A 17,412-nucleotide genomic window follows, 5' to 3' on the forward strand; every position below is an offset into this window, starting at 1 on the left:
ATTTCAGCTGTCGCTGAACAGATCCGGTGTATTGCGTTCCATCCGTGCAGGCAGATCGAGGCCGAAATACAGATAGGCATGACGGGTCACCACACGCCCACGCGGGGTGCGCATGATGAACCCCTGCTGAATCAGGTAGGGTTCAAGCACATCCTCGATGGTGTGGCGCTCCTCGCTGATAGCGGCGGCGAGGCTGTCTACACCTACCGGCCCACCATCGAATTTATCGATCATCGTTAGCAGCAGGCGGCGGTCCATGTGATCGAACCCCTGCTCGTCCACGTCGAGCAGATTGAGTGCCTGATCCGCGACTTCGCGAGTAATGGCGCCTTCGCTGCGTACCTCGGCAAAATCCCTTACTCGGCGCAACAGGCGATTGGCGATACGCGGCGTGCCGCGCGAACGTCGGGCCACCTCCCTGGCGCCTGCGGGATCGAGCTGCAACCCGAGGATGGCGGCCGAGCGGGATACGATGGTGGACAGGTCGTCGACGCCGTAGAACTCCAGGCGCTGGACGATACCGAAACGGTCACGTAGCGGATTGGTAAGCATGCCGGCGCGGGTGGTCGCGCCTACCAGGGTGAACGGTGGCAGGTCGAGTTTGATGGATCGTGCAGCAGGACCCTCGCCGATCATGATGTCGAGCTGATAGTCCTCCATCGCGGGATAGAGAATCTCCTCCACGACCGGAGACAGACGGTGGATCTCGTCGACGAACAGCACGTCCCCTGCTTCCAGATTGGTCAGCATGGCGGCCAGATCACCGGCCCGCTCGAGCACCGGACCGGAGGTGCTTTTGATCTTCACGCCCATTTCCTGGGCAATGATGTTTGCCAGCGTGGTCTTGCCCAGGCCTGGCGGACCGAAAATCAGCACATGGTCGAGCGCCTCGCCGCGCCCCTTGGCCGCCTTGATGAACAGCTCCATCTGCTCGCGCACGGTGGGCTGGCCGATATAGTCGGCAAGCCGGTACGGGCGGATCGCCCGATCGATCACTTCTTCCTGCTGCCGCGGCGAGGCGGCGATCAGGCGGTCTTCTTCCAACATGTCAGGTCCGTGCGCGTTACGCTGTAAATGGCTACACCATGCCCTTGAGTGCACGGCGAATCAACTCTTCACTACTGAGCCCGTCTTCCTCGATTGCGGCCACTGCCTTGCTCGCTTCCTGGGGCTTGTAACCCAGAGAGACCAGAGCGCTGACTGCATCGCTTGATTGCGACGCCGGCTGCGCTGGCTGCTTGCCCGGCCCGAGTGTCTTGAGTGGTCCCGGTAGTGCTTCCCATGCCTTGAACCGGTCCTTGAGCTCCACCAGCAGGCGCTCGGCGGTCTTCTTGCCAACACCCGGAACCTTGACCAGCGCCGAGGTATCCTGCGCCTGGACAGCCCTGACCAGTTCGTCGACGTCCAGCCCGGACATCAGCGCCAGGGCAAGCTTAGGTCCGACGCCGTTGAGCTTTATCAACTCGCGAAACAGCTCCCGCTCACGCTTGTGGGAAAAGCCATAGAGCAGCTGGGCATCCTCGCGCACCACCATGTGTGTATGCAGCACCGCCCGCTCACCGACGGCCGGCAACTCATAGAAGGTGCTCATCGGAGCATCGAGCTCGTAGGCGACGCCCTGTACATCCAGCAGAATGAAGGGAGGTTGCTTTTCCAGCACGATGCCGGTGAGTCTGCCGATCACATTTGATTCCTGTTGTCAGCGGCGGCGCATACGACCGGCGCGCAGGCCGATCAGGCCGCCACCAAGTTGTGCATGCAGAGCTGCGGAGTGGGCGTGGCAGAGAGCGATCGCCAGGGCATCGGCTGCGTCCGCCTGCGGCGTGCCGGACAACCCGAGCAACTGGGTGACCATATGCTGCACCTGCGTCTTGTCGGCTGCCCCGGTGCCCACCACGGACTGCTTGACCTGCCGCGCCGTGTATTCATTCACTACGAGCCCGGCGTTGACCGCTGCCACTATTGCCGCTCCCCGTGCCTGGCCAAGCTTGAGCGCGGAGTCCGGATTGCGTGCAAGAAAAACCTGTTCAATGCTCAGAACCGTCGGGCGATGATGTTCGATGAGCTCGCTGAGACATTCGAAGATTCGCTTGAGACGCTCCGGAAACGGACCATCGCCAAGGCGTATGCATCCTGAGGTGACATAGGAACACTGCCCGGCTTCCTCCCGTACGATGCCGAAGCCGGTAATGCGCGAACCAGGGTCTACCCCGAGTATCAATGCCATGTGTGCCTAAGTCCTAGCCGAGGGAAACGCGCGGGTCCTTCTGGGCGACACGATGCCGCAAATGAAAAAGGGAGGCAATGCCTCCCATCGTCCAGTGAGAACGGGTCAGCCCAGCTGATCCATGACCTCGTCCGAAATCTCGGCGTTGCTGTACACATTCTGCACGTCGTCGAGGTCTTCGAGCATGTCGATGAGACGGATGACCTTCTCCGCAGTATCAGCGTCGAGCGGCGTGGTCGTCGAGGGAATCATGCTCACCTCTGAAGCTTCGCTGGCGAATCCCGCAGCGTCCAGCGCGTCCTTGACGGCCCCGAACTCCTCGAAGGCGGTGTAGACGTCCACCGATCCATCATCGTTGCTGACGATGTCTTCCGCGCCTGCGTCCAGCGCAGCCTCCATGAGACCGTCCTCGTCGACACCCGGCAGATAGCTGATGCGGCCGCGGCGCGTGAAGAGGTAGGCCACCGAGCCGTCTGTCCCAAGATTACCACCGCATTTGTTGAAGGCGTGACGCACCTCGCCGACCGTACGGTTGCGATTGTCCGTCATCGCTTCAACCAGGATGGCCACGCCACCGGCGCCGTAGCCTTCGTACGTCAGCTCTTCCATATTGTCGGCGTCGTTGCTGCCGGCTCCCCGGGCAATCGCCCGATCGATGGTGTCGCGGGTCATGTTCGAACCCAACGCCTTGTCGACTGCCGAGCGGAGCCGAGGGTTGTCCGCTGGTACCGGCCCGCCGAGGCGCGCCGAGATGGTCAGCTCACGGATCAGCTTGGTAAATATCTTGCCCCGCCTGGCATCCTGCGCCGCCTTGCGGTGTTTGATGTTGGCCCATTTGGAATGACCGGCCATGAGATTCTCCGGATTGCTTTCTTTTGTGATGCGAGATCAGCGCTTGGCGCAGCAAGTCGTGCGACTGCGCCGGCCACGCCGTGAATACATCCCTGTAGGCTCGGCGGCGCCCGTCCTAGGCGCCGACGGTCCGTCGCAATCACACGCCTCACAGCGCGAATCGGCATTATGGTTGCTGAGAGCTGCAGAAACCCCGCTTACTCCGCCTTCGGCTGCTCGCGCAAACGAATATGCAGTTCGCGCAGCGCCTTGCTGTCCACTGCGCCCGGCGCCTGAGTCATGACGTCTGCTGCGCTCTGCGTCTTCGGGAACGCGATGACCTCGCGGATCGAACTGGCGCCGGTCATCAGCATCACCAGACGGTCCAGACCGAACGCCAGGCCACCATGCGGCGGCGCACCATACTTCAGGGCATCGAGCAGGAAGCCGAACTTTTCCTGCTGCTCTTCGGGGCTGATGCCAAGAATGTCGAATACCGCCTGCTGCATGTCCTTGCGGTAGATACGGATCGAACCGCCGCCCAGTTCGGTGCCGTTGAGCACCATGTCATAGGCACGCGACAGCGCTGCAGCAGGATCGGCCTTGAGCTCTGCCGGCGAGCACTTCGGCGCGGTGAACGGGTGATGCAGGGCCGACAGCGAGCCGTCATCGTTTTCCTCGAACATCGGGAAGTCGACCACCCAGAGCGGCGCCCACTCACAGGTGAGCAGCTTGAGGTCATGGCCCAGCCGAATGCGCAGTGCGCCCAGGGCGTCGCTGACGATCTTGGCCTTGTCCGCACCGAAGAACACGATATCGCCATCCACGGCGCCTGCCCGGTCCAGGATGACCTGCAGGTTCTGCTCGGGAATGAATTTGACGATGGGCGACTGCAACCCTTCGACGCCCTTCGCCCGCTCGTTGACCTTGATATAGGCCAGGCCTTTGGCGCCGTAGTTGCCAACGAACTTGGTGTAGTCGTCGATCTGGCTGCGCGGCATGCCGGCAGCGCCCGGCACCCGTAGTGCCGCGACGCGGCCTTTCGGGTCCTTGGCCGGACCGCTGAATACCTTGAATTCGACTTCGGAGAGTTGATCGGCAACATCGACCAGCTCGAGCGGAATGCGCAGATCCGGCTTGTCGGAGCCATAGCGACGCATGGCTTCCTCGAACGTCATATGCGGGAAGTCGCCAAGATCCAGATCGAGCACTTCCTTGAACAGACCGCGGATCATGCCTTCGGTCAGACCAATGATGTCCGCTTCGTCAAGAAAGCTGGTCTCGATATCGATCTGCGTGAATTCCGGCTGGCGGTCGGCACGCAGGTCCTCATCACGGAAGCATTTGGCGATCTGATAGTAGCGGTCGAAGCCGGCAACCATGAGCAACTGCTTGAACAGCTGCGGCGACTGCGGCAGAGCGAAGAAGCTGCCCGGGTGGGTGCGGCTTGGCACCAGATAGTCCCGCGCCCCTTCCGGCGTGGCGCGCGTCAGAATCGGCGTCTCGACGTCCAGGAAGCCGTTTTCGTCAAGGTAGCGCCGGATGCTGCTGGTGATGCGCGAGCGCAGCTTGAGCTTGGCAGCCATTTCAGGACGACGCAGGTCGATGAAGCGGTAACGCAGACGGGTCTCCTCGCCAACATCGGAGTATTCGTCGAGCGGGAACGGAGGGGTCTCAGCCTGGTTCAGCACTTCCAGTTCGTAACCCAGCACCTCGATCGCCCCGGAAGCCATGTTGGGGTTCACTGCGCCTGCCGGGCGCGGACGCACCTTGCCGCGCACCTTGACGACGTATTCGCTGCGCACTCGGTCCGCCAGAGCGAAGGTGTCTTCCCGATCGGGATCGAAAACCACCTGAGCGAGGCCTTCACGATCGCGAATATCAAGGAAGATCACGCCACCATGATCGCGGCGGCGGTGGACCCAGCCACAGAGAGTGATTTCCTGATCAGCCAGCGATTCGTTCAGCTGGCCGCAATAGTGGGTACGCATCATGGTGTGGTGTTCCTGTGTTCGACGATTCGGCGCCATCGGCCTGTCAGCTCGCGGAGCGCCCGGATAAAAGCGCAATAATATACCCGATATTTTGCCTCCGCGGGAAAAGTCGGGCCACTGCGCGCCGCGTCGTTTCGTAGCATTGAGGCTTTACCGGCTACCCTTATACTGTTCGATGAAACACGAAGAAACCGCATATCAAGAGGAGTGGATATGAAGATCGACATCGGCATAACCGAAGAAGACCGCGGCAAGATTGCGGAGGGGCTGTCGCGCCTGCTGGCAGATACCTACACGCTATATCTGAAAACCCACAACTTTCACTGGAACGTAAAGGGTCCGATGTTCCAGACGCTGCACGTGATGTTCGAGCAGCACTACACCGAACTGGCGCTGGCGGTGGATGACGTCGCCGAGCGCATCCGCACCCTGGGCTTCCCTGCTCCCGGCACCTACAAGCAGTTCGTCGAGCTGAGTTCAATCAAGGAAGATGAGGGTGTGCCGGAGGCGCGGGAAATGATTCGGTTGCTGGTGGAGGGTCACGAGGCGTGCGTCCGGACCGCTCGCAGCATATTCCCGATCTGCGACAGCACACATGACGAGCCAACCGCTGACCTGCTCACGCAGCGCATGCAGGTACACGAAAAGACAGCCTGGATGCTGCGCAGCCTTCTCGAGACCTGAGCGCTACGGCGCGGGTTGATTCCCGCGCCGCTTCTGGTCGCTGCAGACCCGGACGCTCGTCAATAATGCGGCGGAGGTGAATCCTCGGCGTCAACCGGGATGGACGCGGCGATATCCGCCTGCCGACGCGCCAGTAATTCCATGGCCCGGCTCAGTTTGTCCAACTCCATCTGCTGTCGGCTGACCATGTCATTGAGGGTCTGGATAGTGTCGTCCTGAAACGCGAGGCGCGCTTCGAGGTCCGCCAGTCTGTGTTCCAGTAGATCGCTCATTTGTCGGCCTCCACAAAGTTGAAGTGTTTCCCCAGCACCGCGCGGAGTTCGGCAAGGCGTTGTTCAAGCGCTTCGCCTTCATAACGCACCGGGGGCAACTTGCCCCATATTGGTGCAGGCCAGACCGGGTCAACACGAAATCGAACGACCACATGTATATGCAACTGACTCACCATATTCCCCAACGCGGCGATGTTCATCTTGTCGGCATTGAATGTGTCTTTCAATAGCTGCCCAAGGCCCGACATTTCCGCCTGAAGCTGGGCCTGGTCGGCAGCGCTCAGCTCGAACAACTCGGTCACCTCCCGCCTCCGAGGCACCAGAATCAGCCACGGAAACTGGGAATCGTTCATCAGCAGGAGCCGCGAAAGCGGAAGATCGCCTACCGCAATACAGTCCTGAGCGAGCTGCGGGTGAAGTTCGAACATGGTTTACCGCTCCAGATCAGGGGGGCGCAGGCATTTGCAGATATTTCAGCCACGCCTGAAAGATGGTTAATATAGCTGCGCGTCGCGGCAATCGCGGGAAAGCGAAACGCGGGACGGATGCGACAGCTTGTGAGGAGTTTGCGACAAATCACTGTTTTTCAAGCTATTGCTTTTGTATATTCGCATGCGATGTTTTAGAGTCGGGCCGATAATAAGAACAGACGGTAACGATAACAGTAGCCTCAAGCTTTTTTGATGAAGGAGTACACAATGAAAAATGCAGTCAAATGGAGTTCGATCGCGCTTGCGGTTGCCATGGGCAACGGCCTGATCGCGTCGCAAGCTGTAGCGCAAACCGAATCCGAAAATCAGGGCATCGTCGAGGGCGCTTCTGCCACCCTCAACAGCCGCACAGTTTATTTCAACCGTGACTTCCGTGACGGCGGCAAGCGCGAAGAAGCGGCTACCGGCCTTCTGCTTGATTTCCAGTCCGGCTTCAGCCAGGGCCCGATCGGCCTTGGCTTTGACGTGACCGCAATGGGCGGCCTGAAGCTCGACAGCGGCAACGGACGACGTGGAACCGGGATTCTCCCGAACGATTCGAGCGACCCGGATTACAATGTTCCAAACGAGTACTCCGAAATCCGTGGCGCCGTAAAAGCCAACATCCTGGGCGACACCGTCCTGCGTTATGGCGTCCACTTCCCGGAAAATCCGGTCATCGCCTACGACGACGCTCGCCTGCTGCCGAACCACTACCAGGGCTACAGCGTCGCCAATAATTCGATCGACGGGCTGTTCGTCGAAGCCGGTCGCATGAACAAGCGTAGCGATATGGCTGGTTCATCTGAGTACGACGGCGTCTTTACCTCATACGTCGATGACGAAGAGGTCGTGTATCTCGGCGGCACCTATACTTTCAACGATCAGCTGGCTGCGACGCTCTATACATCTGACGCCGATCAGCTGTGGAAGCGCCATTTCGTCGGTCTGAGTCACAATTTCGCAATCAATGACGGATTGTCGCTCGGCACTGAGTTCGCTTTCTACGATACATCTGACGAAACTCCTGATGCGGGTACCTCCTACGACAACCAGGCAGGATCTCTCGCCTTCACTCTAGGCGCGGGTAACCATGGCTTCACCGTTGCATACCAGCAGATGGGCGGTGATAACCGCTTTGCGTATGAAGACGGTGCTATCTTTCTTGCCAACTCAGTTCAGTATGCGGACTTCAACGCCAAGGACGAGAAATCTTACCAAGTCCGCTATGATTACGACTTTGCAGGCCTCGGCATCCCAGGCCTGAGCTTCATGACTCGCTACATCCGCGGCTATGACATCGACACAGGCTTTGCGACGATCGAAGCCGAGGGCGCATTCGTCGCTCGCGATACTCGCTGGGAGCGTAACAGCCACCTGAACTACGAGTTCCAGTCTGGTGCTCTTGAAGGCCTGAACGTACTGTGGCGTAACGCTACCGTTCGCCAGGACGCAAATCTGGATGGCGGCGACATCGACGAGAATCGTCTGATCGTCTCCTACTCCTGGGATCTGCTGTAATCCCCGACCGTAGTTGAAGAAAACCCGGCTCCGGCCGGGTTTTTTTATGCCTGCCGTCTGGTCGGCAGCCAGTGTCGGCGCACTGTACGGGGCATCGGCCGGCCCGTACAATACCGGCCAGAATCGACCCCACCAGGATCCGCTTGCCGATGCGTACCAGCCAATTTCTCATCTCCACCCTGAAAGAAACGCCCGCCGACGCCACGGTCATCAGCCACCAGTTGATGTTGCGCGCGGGGATGATCCGCAAGATCGCATCGGGACTGTACACCTGGCTGCCGATGGGTCTGCGGGTGCTGCGCAAGGTGGAGCACGTTGTACGTGACGAGATGAACAACGCCGGCGCGCTGGAAGTGCTGATGCCGGCGATTCAGCCGGCGGAGCTATGGCAGGAATCCGGCCGCTGGGAGCAGTACGGACCCGAACTGCTGCGTCTGAAGGACCGGCATGATCGTGAATTCTGCGTAGGGCCGACCCATGAGGAAGTGATCACCGAGCTGGCCCGCAACGAAATCACCAGCTACAAGCAGCTGCCGCTCAACCTGTATCAGATTCAAACCAAGTTCCGTGACGAAATCCGCCCGCGCTTCGGCCTGATGCGCGCCCGCGAGTTCACCATGAAGGACGCCTATTCCTTTCATATCGACCAACCATCCCTGCAGCAGACCTACGACGGGATGTATCAGGCGTATTGCAACGTATTCAGCCGGCTGGGTCTCGATTATCGACCGGTCGTTGCCGACAACGGGTCGATCGGCGGCGAGGGTTCGCACGAGTTTCATGTTCTGGCGGATTCCGGCGAAGATGCAATTGTCTTTTCCGACACCGGCCGCTACGCAGCGAACATGGAGAAGGCCACCGCGCTGTTGCCTTCGGAAGAGCGGCCTGCCCCGGCGCAGGAGCGCGCGATGGTCGACACACCGGACCAGTTCACCATCGATGCGGTCAGTGCGTTTCTGAAGCTGCCAGCCACTCGCACTGTCAAAACGCTGATCGTTCTGGGCGCTGGAGAGGAAGGCCAGCCGCATCCGCTGGTTGCGCTGGTTCTGCGGGGCGATCATGAACTGAACGAGATCAAGGCCGAAAATCGGCCGGAGGTCCATGCACCCCTGACGATGGCTACAGAGCAGCAAATCCAGAGCGTTATCGGCTGCAAACCTGGCTCGATCGGCCCCGTGGGTCTGGACATCAAGGTATTGGTCGACCATAGCGCTGCAGTGCTAGCCGACTTCGTCTGTGGGGCCAACCAGGACGGCAAGCACTTCACCGGGGTCAACTGGGATCGTGATGCGCGGCTTGATGCGGTGTGCGATCTGCGCAATGTGGTCGAGGGTGACGCAAGCCCGGACGGCGAAGGCCATCTGGTCATCAAACGCGGAATCGAAGTAGGACACATCTTCCAGCTCGGCAGGAAGTACAGCCAGGCGATGAACTGCAACGTGCTCAACGAGCAGGGCAAGGCAGTGACGCTGACCATGGGCTGTTACGGAATCGGCGTGTCGCGCGTGGTCGCCGCAGCCATCGAACAGAACTATGACGACCGAGGCATCATCTGGCCGGACGCCCTGGCGCCGTTCCAGGTCGTTCTGGTGCCGATGAAGATGGAAGCATCCCAAGCGGTCCGCGAGAAAACCGAAGAGCTCTACGATCAGCTCAAGCGCGCGGGAATCGACGTGCTGATGGACGATCGTGACAAGAAGGTCAGCCCAGGTGTCAAGTTTGCCGATATGGACCTGATCGGCATTCCCCACCGCGTTGTCATCAGCGATCGCGGTCTGAACGACGGCCAGCTGGAATACAAGTATCGTCGAGACAGCGACGCTCGGACGCTGCCTGTTGACGACATGCTCGACTTTCTTCTGCAGCGGATTGCCGGTAATTGAACACACGCACGTCCCTCGCCGGCAGGCGGCTGTTTGGCCTGCTGATGCCGCTGATTCTGCTGAGCGCCTGCAGCACCTCCGCGCCGACGACGCTTTCCGCGGAAGGTCGTACTGAACGCGAGCTGCTCAGCCACGGCATCCATATCGATGCGGGAGAGTCGCTGGTACTGGACACCCCGCAGCGGGTCATTCGTGTCACCGAGCAGAAGCTCTACCGAGTGACGCACTACGATGCCCAAGGCAACGCCGTGGATCAGCATGACGACTTCCGCAATCTGCCCTGGGCTGAAAAGCCCGTACAGGTCACCGCTGGCGAATTCACCGCGACGCTGACAACCGACATGGAAGGCATGACGCGGTTGAACCTGCTGGACAACGGTTTCATCGAGCTCGACTACGATCAGCTCAGAGCCATACAGCTCAGCGCAGAGGCGAGCCCTGCCGTGCGCAGCGAACTGAATTTGCTGGTTGGCCGCGATCTGCGTGCCAGGCTCGCCGAGGCGGTTGCATTGATCTACGACGATCTGGAGGAAGCCGGGGTTCACCAGTGGGCGTTTCGCGTGAACCGGCTCGCTGAACTGGGGTTGATGGAAGAATCCAATCAACTCGAGAACATGCTTATTCTGCTGACCACCGGCGACCCGGAGCTACAGGCAGAATTCGTCAACGCTCTGGAACCTGCTTCGAGTCATTGAGATGGCCCAGCGCCTGCGGTTGGTATGCTGTCTTCTCGCGCTGACATTGCTCGCCATGCAGGCGTACGCGCAACGTGTGCCTGCTGCGCCGATTGACGCGGAACTGCGCGCGTATCTGAAGCAGACCGTCGCCGAGGCCGACAGCTTCGAGGATCGTTTCGACGCGGAAGTCTGGCTGCTCGACATGTCGACGCGCATGCGCCCATATCTACCGGATGAACGTGAGCGGCTCGACTTTCTCCGCCATGTCCACAGCGAGGCCCGCCATGCCGGCCTCAAGCCTGACCTGGTCATAGCGCTTATACACGTCGAAAGTCTGTTCGACCGGTTCGCGCTGTCACGGGTAGGTGCACAGGGGGTCATGCAGATAATGCCTTTCTGGAAGCATGAGCTCGGCCGACCGGACGACAACCTCATCGATTTGCGCACCAACCTGCGCTATGGCTGCACCATTCTGAAATTCTACCTGGAGAAGGAACGCGGCAACCTGCGCCGCGCTCTTGCGCGCTACAACGGCAGCCTGGGGAGTCAGGTCTATCCTGACAAGGTGCTTGATTACTGGCACCGCTACTGGTACGTCAAGGATTGATCAGCGTCGCTGGCGGTACCCGTTGCTCACGGCCGTGCCCTGCCCTGTTCGATGACCTTGAGTAGCGCCTCGGCCGACTGGGGACCCTGAAGCGCGATGGCCTCGCCACCACCCGGAGCGATGATGTAGGTGGTGGGAATCACCGAGGGCCTGGCCAGGCCCATGGCAGAAGCGAAGTCATGCCCCAGCACCGGGAAGCGAATCTCCATCATGTCGCTGACCTTCCGAAGCTCGGCCTCGGTCAATCCGTCAAAATTGATGCCGACTACCGCAACGTCAGGTCGCTCGATGCTCAGCGTATTGAGTTCGGGTATCTCGTCTCGGCAAGGCCCGCACCACTCCGCCCAGTAATTGACCACCAGCCATCGGCTGGTAAGGCTTTGCGACTCGATTCGCTTGCCGTGCTGATCAACCCAGTCCTCGGGGCTGCATGCCACGAGCAAGGCGACGGCCAGCACTATGATCCATCGTCTGGTCATGAAGGCATGTCCCTGGTATTGCGGAGGTCGACATCCGTCGTGAATGGCGCATCGCTCAGCCAGCTCTTCAGACTTCCGGCGAGAATGCGATCGCGCTGTGCCTCGAGCTCGGCGGCGGCGCTCAGGAAACGCGGGTACCACGTGGGCTCGCCTTCGAGCTGCGTGGGCAGACGGTCAACCGGTGGCATCGGCTCGGGCAGCATCGCCAACAGGTCGGCCATCTCCGTTCTGTCCAGGTCCCGACTGAGCACATAGCCGCCCTGATGCGCTCGGGTTATCAGGTTTCGAGCCTCCAGCCAGCCAGTCAGATCGAGCCAGAGATGCTCGTGCACCACCCAGCCGGCGCGGTTGACCTTGTGCAGGTCCACCGTCTCGCCCTTGCGCTGCGCATCCAGCAACATACGAAGCAGGCCCAGCAGATTGACGACCCAGGGGTAGACGGGCCGGTTCCAGGCGCTACCGTTGCCGAGATTGGCGACCAGCTCGGCACCGGCGAGAATGATCAACCAGCTGATATAGATCCATAGCAGAAACAGTGGGAAAGCGGCGAACGCCCCGTAAATCAGCTGATATCCCGGGAACAGCGCAACGTACAGGGCGAAACACGCCTTGGCTCCCTCGAACAGCAGCGCCACGAGCACCCCACCAATCAGCCCGTGACGCAACGGCACTCGGGTATTGGGCACGGCCACGAACAGCAGCGTGAATGCCGCCATGCTGAGCAACAGCGGAACCCATCCAAGCATCCAGCGACCGGCTGATGCATAACTGCTTTCGTTCCCCATAAATGCCATCGAGGTCAGGTAGGTACTGACGACAAATCCGGCGCCCAGCAGCAACGGCCCGAGACTGAGCACCGCCCAGTACAACAGGAAGCTCGATACACCGCGGCGAGGCTGGCGGATGCGCCAGATCGCGTTGAACGATTTCTCGATGTTGGTAATCATCAGAAAAGCGGTGACCAGCAGCACGGCGACGCCGATTCCGGTCAGCTGACGTGCCTGGTTGGAGAAATCGGACAGATACTGTTGCACCGCCACCCCCGTGGACGGTACGAAATTCTGGAAGATGAAATTCTCGATCTGACTCCCGGCCTCGGAGAATGACGGAATCGCAGCCAGCATTGCGTAACTCACGGTCATCACGGGCACGACCGCGAAAAGCGTGGTGTAGGTCAGCGCTGCGGCATTCTTCGGGCAGTTGTCTTCAACGAACCGCTGAACCAGATAGCGGCAAAAAAATGTCAACTGCTGCACTTGCGGCGGCATCCAGTCTCCCTGACAGGGTTGGCGTAAAGGCTTAGAATAGCCGCCAAAGCCGGCACCGGCCACCGCCAGCCACCGAGCACATACGGAGCATGACCATGACCACCGTACGGATCTACCATAACCCGCGCTGTTCCAAGTCGCGAGAGGCGCTGGCTCTTTTGGAGGAGCGCGGTCTCGAGATCGAGACCGTCGCCTACCTGGAAACGCCGCCCGACAACGCCACGCTCAGCGCGCTGTTAAAGGAGCTCGGGATGACCGCCCGTGAGCTCATGCGGCGCAAGGAAGACGTCTACCGCGAGCTGAACCTGGATAACCCCGAGCTGAGCGAGGCTCAACTGGTACAGGCCATGGTCGACTACCCGAAGCTGATCGAGCGCCCCATCGTGCAGGCCAATGGCAAAACCATCGTGGCTCGGCCGCCGCAGCGAATCGAGGAGTTGTTCGAATGAGTGCACCCTACGTGCTGGTTCTGTATTACAGCCGCCATGGGGCCACAGCCAGCATGGCTCGCTTCATTGCCGAAGGTGTGGAACAGGGCGGTATGGAAGCCCGCGTGCGGACTGTTCCGTCGGTTTCCACCGATACCCGAGCAACCGCCCCCGCGGTGCCTGAAAGCGGCGCGGTCTATTGCACCGAAGATGATATCAAACAGTGCGCCGGCCTGATCCTTGGCAGCCCGACGCGCTTCGGCAACATGGCCGCCCCCCTGAAATATTTCGTCGACGGCACCAGCAGTCTGTGGCTGTCCGGCACACTGGCTGGCAAGCCGGCGGCCGTGTTCACCTCCACCGCCAGCCTGCATGGCGGGCAGGAAAGCACACTGCTGTCCATGCAGATTCCGTTGCTTCATCACGGGATGTTGCTGGTCGGGCTGCCCTACACCGAAAGCGCACTGACCGATACGCGCGGCGGCGGCACACCGTACGGTGCGAGCCACCACGCCGGCGCCGACGGCAAGCGTCCTATCGACTCGCATGAGACTCAGCTGTGCCGGGCTCTTGGAAAGCGAGTCGCGGACATTGCCCTGCAGCTGCAACGAGGAGCCTCCCGTGGCCAGAGCTGACAAGCCGCTACCGAGCATGGCGTATCTGGTCCCGCGCGTGCGCGTGACCCGGGTGCTATCGGCCGTCAGCTATGTTGGCCTGCTGCTGAGCCTGTTCATATTCAATGCGCTGATCGCCGACCTGCACGGCGCCAACCCGGTGATCATTCTCGGGGTGTTGCTGCTCCCGCTGTTGATCTTCGCTCCGGGAATCGCCATAGGGCACGTTCGGACCCACGCGTGGCTGATGTTTGCGATCAACCTGTACTTCATTCATGGGGTGCTGACCTGCTTTCAGGAGGGTCGACTGGCTTACGGACTGCTGTTGGTGGGTTTCAGCGTGATGTATTTCATCGCCGCAATGGGCTATGTGCGATGGTCGTTCCAGGCTGCCCGCGTTTCCGCAGGCGAGCGTTGATCACCAGCCCATCACCCGCTTGACGAACGGGATCGTCAAGCGGTGCTGGGCCTGCAGAGAGGCCTGATCGAGCCGTTCCAGGACGGCGAACAGCTCGCCCATTCCGCGCGCGCCGCGGCTGAGAATGTAGCGCGCCACCTCGTCGGACAGCTGCAGACCTCGCAGTGACGCGCGCAGTTGAAGCATCTGCTGCTTGTCCTCATCGTCGAGTGAGTGCAGCTGGAACACCACGCCCCAACCGAGCCGCGACGCCAGATCCGGCAGCCCGATCCCGAGTGTCCGGGGCGACGCATCAGCGGCGAGCAGCAGCTTGCCGCCCTGCTCGACGAGCCGATTGTACAAATGGAACAGCGCCTCCTCCCACGCCTCGTCACCGGCAAGCACCTCCAGTTGATCCAGGCATAGAAGATCGAACTGCTCCATCCCCTCGAAGATGCTCTGATCGTGAGCAAGAATCTCTCGCAGCGGCAGGTACATCGCCAGCGCACCGACGCCGGCCGCCTCATGGCAGGCTGCCTGAAGCAGATGCGAACGACCGCTTCCCGGCGCGCCCCAAAGATAAACCTGCGACACCGTAACGTCGGCAGGGGTGGTCAACGCGCGGACAGCGGCCACGGCGGCCACATTCGGACCGACATGAAAACTGGCGAAGGTCGCTTCGTCACGAAGCTTGATTCCCAGAGGCAGCTGAACGGGTTGGCCGTATCCCATCAGTCCTGCTTCACTTCGTCGATATCGGTGATGATGTCGTCACCGTCGGTCGACACTCGGTAGGCTTCAGAGGCCTTGTAGCGCCGATTCGCGTGCCGCACCAGGACCATGACGATCGCGGCGACGGGCAACGCCACGAGGATACCGACGAAGCCGAACAGCTGCCCGCCGGCAAGCACTGCGAAAATCACCGCGACCGGATGCAGGCCGATCCGGTCGCCAACCAGCAGCGGCGTGATGATTATGCTTTCGAGGGTCTGCACCACGCTGAACGCCACGATGACCATCACCAGATGAAACACATCGCCGAACTGGAACGCCGCAGCGACAAGCGCCGCCCCGGCACCCACGGCAAAGCCCAGGTAGGGAACGATGCTGGCGAGACCAGCCACCATGCCGATCAACAGCGCCAGATCCAGGCCAACCAGCCACAGACCCAGCGAGTACAGAATGCCCAGACACAGCATGACCAACAGTTGCCCACGAATGAAGGCGCCAAGAACGACATCGCACTCCCTGACCAGGGAAACGATCATCGGCTCCTGATCCCGTGGCAGCAGGCTGCGGCAGCGGGCAACGATATAGTCGAAGTCCCGCAGCAGATAGAACCCGACGACCGGGATCATGAACAGGTTCACCATCCAGGTGATCAGCGCCATGGTTGATCGGGTAGCCTGTGCGAGGATCATCCCGAGGATCCCGCCAGTGCTGCTGAGATTGTCACGGATGGTGTCGCGCACCGTATCCAGGCGGAAATCGTCCGTCGAGACGCCGGTGCGAACCTCGACCCAGGGCAGCGCGACGTGATTGATCCAGTCGATCATGGCCGGTATCTGGTCACGCAGCCAGGCAATCTGGTTGCCGAGAAGCGGAACCAGAATGACGATGCTCAGCACCAGAACGCCGGTACCGATGGCGAACACGACCACCACCGCCATTATTCGAGACAGGCCGAGCCGTTCCAGGCGATCGGCCAGCGGGTCGCCGAGGTAAGCGAGCAACATGCCGATCAGGAACGGCGAAAGGATCGGACTCAGGAAATACAGCGCGGCGACCAGCGCAGCCAATCCGGCAACCCAGTACCAACGGTAGTCGGCGTTCATTGTTGCTCCTTGCAGGGCAGTCCGGGCTCAGCGCCAGCGGTAGTAGAGGGTATTCGGGTCTGGTTGCGGGCGGCTCGGCGCAGGCGACGCGTCAGGCAGATCCGCTTGCGGCTGCGCCAACGGGTCGTCGCTCGTCGCTTGCGCCGGTTCCGTTACCTCTACATCACCCTCTGGCGCCATCTCTTCGATGTCAGGCAACGGTGCGGGTTCGGCCGGCGGCTCGGGCTCGACAGGCGGCGCTTCGGTGCGCTGCATACGGTGATCCAGCGCAAGCATCCGCTCCAACTGCGCTTCGTCATCCGGGAATGCAAGTCGGAAAGTGACCTTGTCGCCCTCAACCGACAGCAGCTGCGGTGAACTGTTTGCGCCGAGCTGCTGAATCATGCGTTGTATTCCGGCGAACTCCGCCAGCGTCCCCACCTCGTCCACCACGATCGTCCAGCGACTCAACTCGCTGCCGCTGGCCGCCACTGCATACTGATCGAAGATCGCGGCTGCCACTGCCTTCATCAGGTTGTCGGCGGCAACCGCTGGATCTTCGGCTTTCTCCGCGCCAGAGTATTCCTGCTGGTTCAGCCAGAAGGTCCAGCTCAGTTCAGTCTCGTTGTCGTCCGACCGGGCGCCCACAGCCAGAATTCCCTCCGGCGCGTAGCGTTCGCTGGCACTAGCCAGTGCGTCATCATCAGCCTGGCGAATCGACGACTCGCTGACACGGCCACGATCTTCCAGATCGGCCAGCGGGAAGCTGAGCGGCACGGCCCTATGCTCGGCAGCCCGGCGCAGCACGTCGGCCCACTGGCTGTCCTGTCCGACCATCTCGTCTCCAAGCGACTGGGCATCTACCGCCCATACCAACACACCCGGACGGTTGCGTCCGAGCATGGGTGAACCACCGCTGGACAGGACCTCGCGCAGTACCGCCGGCTCGAAATCCATCGTAACCGTGCCACGCTCAGTATTGGCGATCCGCCGCATCAGGCTGCGAGGGTCATCCAGCGCACGTGAAAACGAAGCCGCATTGCGCTCGACGCGCTCACCCGCCAGGCGCGTCAGCATGACCTGAACGCCCTCGCGAATGACTTCGTCACGACCCTTTTCCTCATCCTGTGGAAGTTCGACGCGATAAAACCCTTCCACCACCGCGGCCGAGACACAGGTGGACGCCAGCGCAGCTGGAAGCAGGAAGACCGAGAGGAGATGACGCATCACAGGCATGAAAGATTCC

The 17,412-nt window shown here is 60.9% G+C and carries 20 protein-coding genes; 8 read left to right on the top strand and 12 right to left on the bottom strand.

Features of this window, described 5'->3' with window-relative positions; genetic code table 11:
• Window positions 1–3: 3 nt before the first annotated feature.
• The 5 genes from ruvB to aspS form a co-directional block, all read right to left on the bottom strand.
• Window positions 4–1,047 (bottom strand): Holliday junction branch migration DNA helicase RuvB, encoded by a 1,044-nt coding sequence (ruvB, locus tag KEM63_RS12035; RefSeq protein ID WP_223651945.1) that lies wholly within the window; start codon window positions 1,045–1,047, stop codon window positions 4–6.
• Between the two features lie 31 nt (window positions 1,048–1,078).
• The gene (ruvA, locus tag KEM63_RS12040; protein WP_223651947.1) at window positions 1,079–1,684 is read right to left on the bottom strand and encodes a Holliday junction branch migration protein RuvA; all 606 of its coding nucleotides are present in this window, start codon (window positions 1,682–1,684) and stop codon (window positions 1,079–1,081) included.
• 15 nt (window positions 1,685–1,699) lie between these two features.
• Entirely contained in the window at window positions 1,700–2,227 is a 528-nt protein-coding gene (gene ruvC, locus KEM63_RS12045) for a crossover junction endodeoxyribonuclease RuvC (RefSeq protein WP_223651948.1), read from the bottom strand.
• Window positions 2,228–2,332: 105 nt separating this feature from the next.
• Window positions 2,333–3,079, bottom strand: coding sequence for a YebC/PmpR family DNA-binding transcriptional regulator (locus KEM63_RS12050; protein WP_223651950.1), 747 nt, complete (start codon window positions 3,077–3,079; stop codon window positions 2,333–2,335).
• Window positions 3,080–3,276: 197 nt separating this feature from the next.
• Window positions 3,277–5,052, bottom strand: a complete 1,776-nt coding sequence (gene aspS / locus KEM63_RS12055) for an aspartate--tRNA ligase (protein WP_223651952.1) — start codon at window positions 5,050–5,052, stop codon at window positions 3,277–3,279.
• A gap of 213 nt (window positions 5,053–5,265) precedes the next feature.
• Here aspS and KEM63_RS12060 point away from each other — a divergent pair, with 213 nt between their 5' ends.
• On the top strand, window positions 5,266–5,736 hold the full coding sequence (locus tag KEM63_RS12060; RefSeq protein ID WP_223651954.1) for a Dps family protein: 471 nt from the start codon (window positions 5,266–5,268) through the stop codon (window positions 5,734–5,736).
• A gap of 59 nt (window positions 5,737–5,795) precedes the next feature.
• On the opposite strand, the gene KEM63_RS12065 is transcribed toward KEM63_RS12060, so the two are convergent.
• Together KEM63_RS12065 and KEM63_RS12070 are read right to left on the bottom strand one after the other, a co-directional pair.
• Window positions 5,796–6,008, bottom strand: a complete 213-nt coding sequence (locus tag KEM63_RS12065) for a SlyX family protein (protein ID WP_223651959.1) — start codon at window positions 6,006–6,008, stop codon at window positions 5,796–5,798.
• Window positions 6,005–6,436, bottom strand: a complete 432-nt coding sequence (locus KEM63_RS12070) for an HIT domain-containing protein (protein WP_223651962.1) — start codon at window positions 6,434–6,436, stop codon at window positions 6,005–6,007. Before KEM63_RS12070 ends, KEM63_RS12065 begins: the two co-directional genes overlap by 4 nt.
• Window positions 6,437–6,706: 270 nt before the next feature.
• Here KEM63_RS12070 and KEM63_RS12075 point away from each other — a divergent pair, with 270 nt between their 5' ends.
• The 4 genes from KEM63_RS12075 (at window position 6,707) to KEM63_RS12090 (ending at window position 11,166) form a co-directional block, all read left to right on the top strand.
• A complete protein-coding gene (locus tag KEM63_RS12075; protein ID WP_223651964.1) occupies window positions 6,707–7,999 on the top strand; it encodes an OprD family outer membrane porin in 1,293 nt (430 codons plus the stop codon).
• A gap of 149 nt (window positions 8,000–8,148) precedes the next feature.
• The gene (locus KEM63_RS12080; protein WP_223651965.1) at window positions 8,149–9,882 is read left to right on the top strand and encodes a proline--tRNA ligase; all 1,734 of its coding nucleotides are present in this window, start codon (window positions 8,149–8,151) and stop codon (window positions 9,880–9,882) included.
• Entirely contained in the window at window positions 9,879–10,577 is a 699-nt protein-coding gene (locus KEM63_RS12085) for a putative periplasmic lipoprotein (RefSeq protein WP_223651967.1), read from the top strand. Before KEM63_RS12080 ends, KEM63_RS12085 begins: the two co-directional genes overlap by 4 nt.
• A 1-nt stretch (window position 10,578) precedes the next feature.
• Window positions 10,579–11,166, top strand: coding sequence for a lytic transglycosylase domain-containing protein (locus KEM63_RS12090; protein ID WP_423747800.1), 588 nt, complete (start codon window positions 10,579–10,581; stop codon window positions 11,164–11,166).
• Window positions 11,167–11,192: 26 nt separating this feature from the next.
• On the opposite strand, the gene KEM63_RS12095 is transcribed toward KEM63_RS12090, so the two are convergent.
• Both KEM63_RS12095 and KEM63_RS12100 read right to left on the bottom strand, forming a co-directional pair.
• Window positions 11,193–11,645: a TlpA family protein disulfide reductase gene (locus tag KEM63_RS12095; protein ID WP_223651969.1), complete on the bottom strand. Its 453-nt coding sequence runs from the start codon at window positions 11,643–11,645 to the stop codon at window positions 11,193–11,195.
• Window positions 11,642–12,913 carry a YihY family inner membrane protein gene (locus tag KEM63_RS12100; RefSeq protein WP_223651979.1) on the bottom strand — a complete coding sequence of 424 codons (1,272 nt, stop codon included), beginning with the start codon at window positions 12,911–12,913 and terminating at the stop codon, window positions 11,642–11,644. Before KEM63_RS12100 ends, KEM63_RS12095 begins: the two co-directional genes overlap by 4 nt.
• A gap of 95 nt (window positions 12,914–13,008) precedes the next feature.
• Here KEM63_RS12100 and arsC point away from each other — a divergent pair, with 95 nt between their 5' ends.
• From arsC to KEM63_RS12115, 3 genes are read left to right on the top strand one after another with little or no spacing between them, the layout of a single operon-like run.
• Window positions 13,009–13,362: an arsenate reductase (glutaredoxin) gene (gene arsC / locus KEM63_RS12105; RefSeq protein ID WP_223651981.1), complete on the top strand. Its 354-nt coding sequence runs from the start codon at window positions 13,009–13,011 to the stop codon at window positions 13,360–13,362.
• Window positions 13,359–13,976 carry an NAD(P)H:quinone oxidoreductase gene (gene wrbA, locus KEM63_RS12110; RefSeq protein WP_223651983.1) on the top strand — a complete coding sequence of 206 codons (618 nt, stop codon included), beginning with the start codon at window positions 13,359–13,361 and terminating at the stop codon, window positions 13,974–13,976. The genes arsC and wrbA overlap by 4 nt, the downstream gene beginning before the upstream one ends.
• A complete protein-coding gene (locus KEM63_RS12115) occupies window positions 13,963–14,373 on the top strand; it encodes a DUF2069 domain-containing protein (RefSeq protein WP_223651985.1) in 411 nt (136 codons plus the stop codon). Before wrbA ends, KEM63_RS12115 begins: the two co-directional genes overlap by 14 nt.
• On the opposite strand, the gene hda is transcribed toward KEM63_RS12115, so the two are convergent.
• Genes hda through KEM63_RS12130 form a run of 3 tightly spaced genes read right to left on the bottom strand, consistent with a single transcriptional unit; the run spans window position 14,374 to window position 17,402 of the window.
• Complete coding sequence (hda, locus tag KEM63_RS12120) at window positions 14,374–15,084, bottom strand: DnaA regulatory inactivator Hda (protein ID WP_223651987.1); 711 nt, start codon at window positions 15,082–15,084, stop codon at window positions 14,374–14,376.
• Complete coding sequence (locus KEM63_RS12125) at window positions 15,084–16,187, bottom strand: AI-2E family transporter (protein ID WP_223651988.1); 1,104 nt, start codon at window positions 16,185–16,187, stop codon at window positions 15,084–15,086. Before KEM63_RS12125 ends, hda begins: the two co-directional genes overlap by 1 nt.
• Before the next feature lie 27 nt (window positions 16,188–16,214).
• Window positions 16,215–17,402 (bottom strand): DUF2066 domain-containing protein, encoded by a 1,188-nt coding sequence (locus KEM63_RS12130; RefSeq protein ID WP_223651990.1) that lies wholly within the window; start codon window positions 17,400–17,402, stop codon window positions 16,215–16,217.
• Window positions 17,403–17,412 lie beyond the last annotated feature (10 nt).

Source organism: Halopseudomonas nanhaiensis, assembly GCF_020025155.1.
GTDB classification, from domain to species: Bacteria; Pseudomonadota; Gammaproteobacteria; order Pseudomonadales; family Pseudomonadaceae; genus Halopseudomonas; species Halopseudomonas nanhaiensis.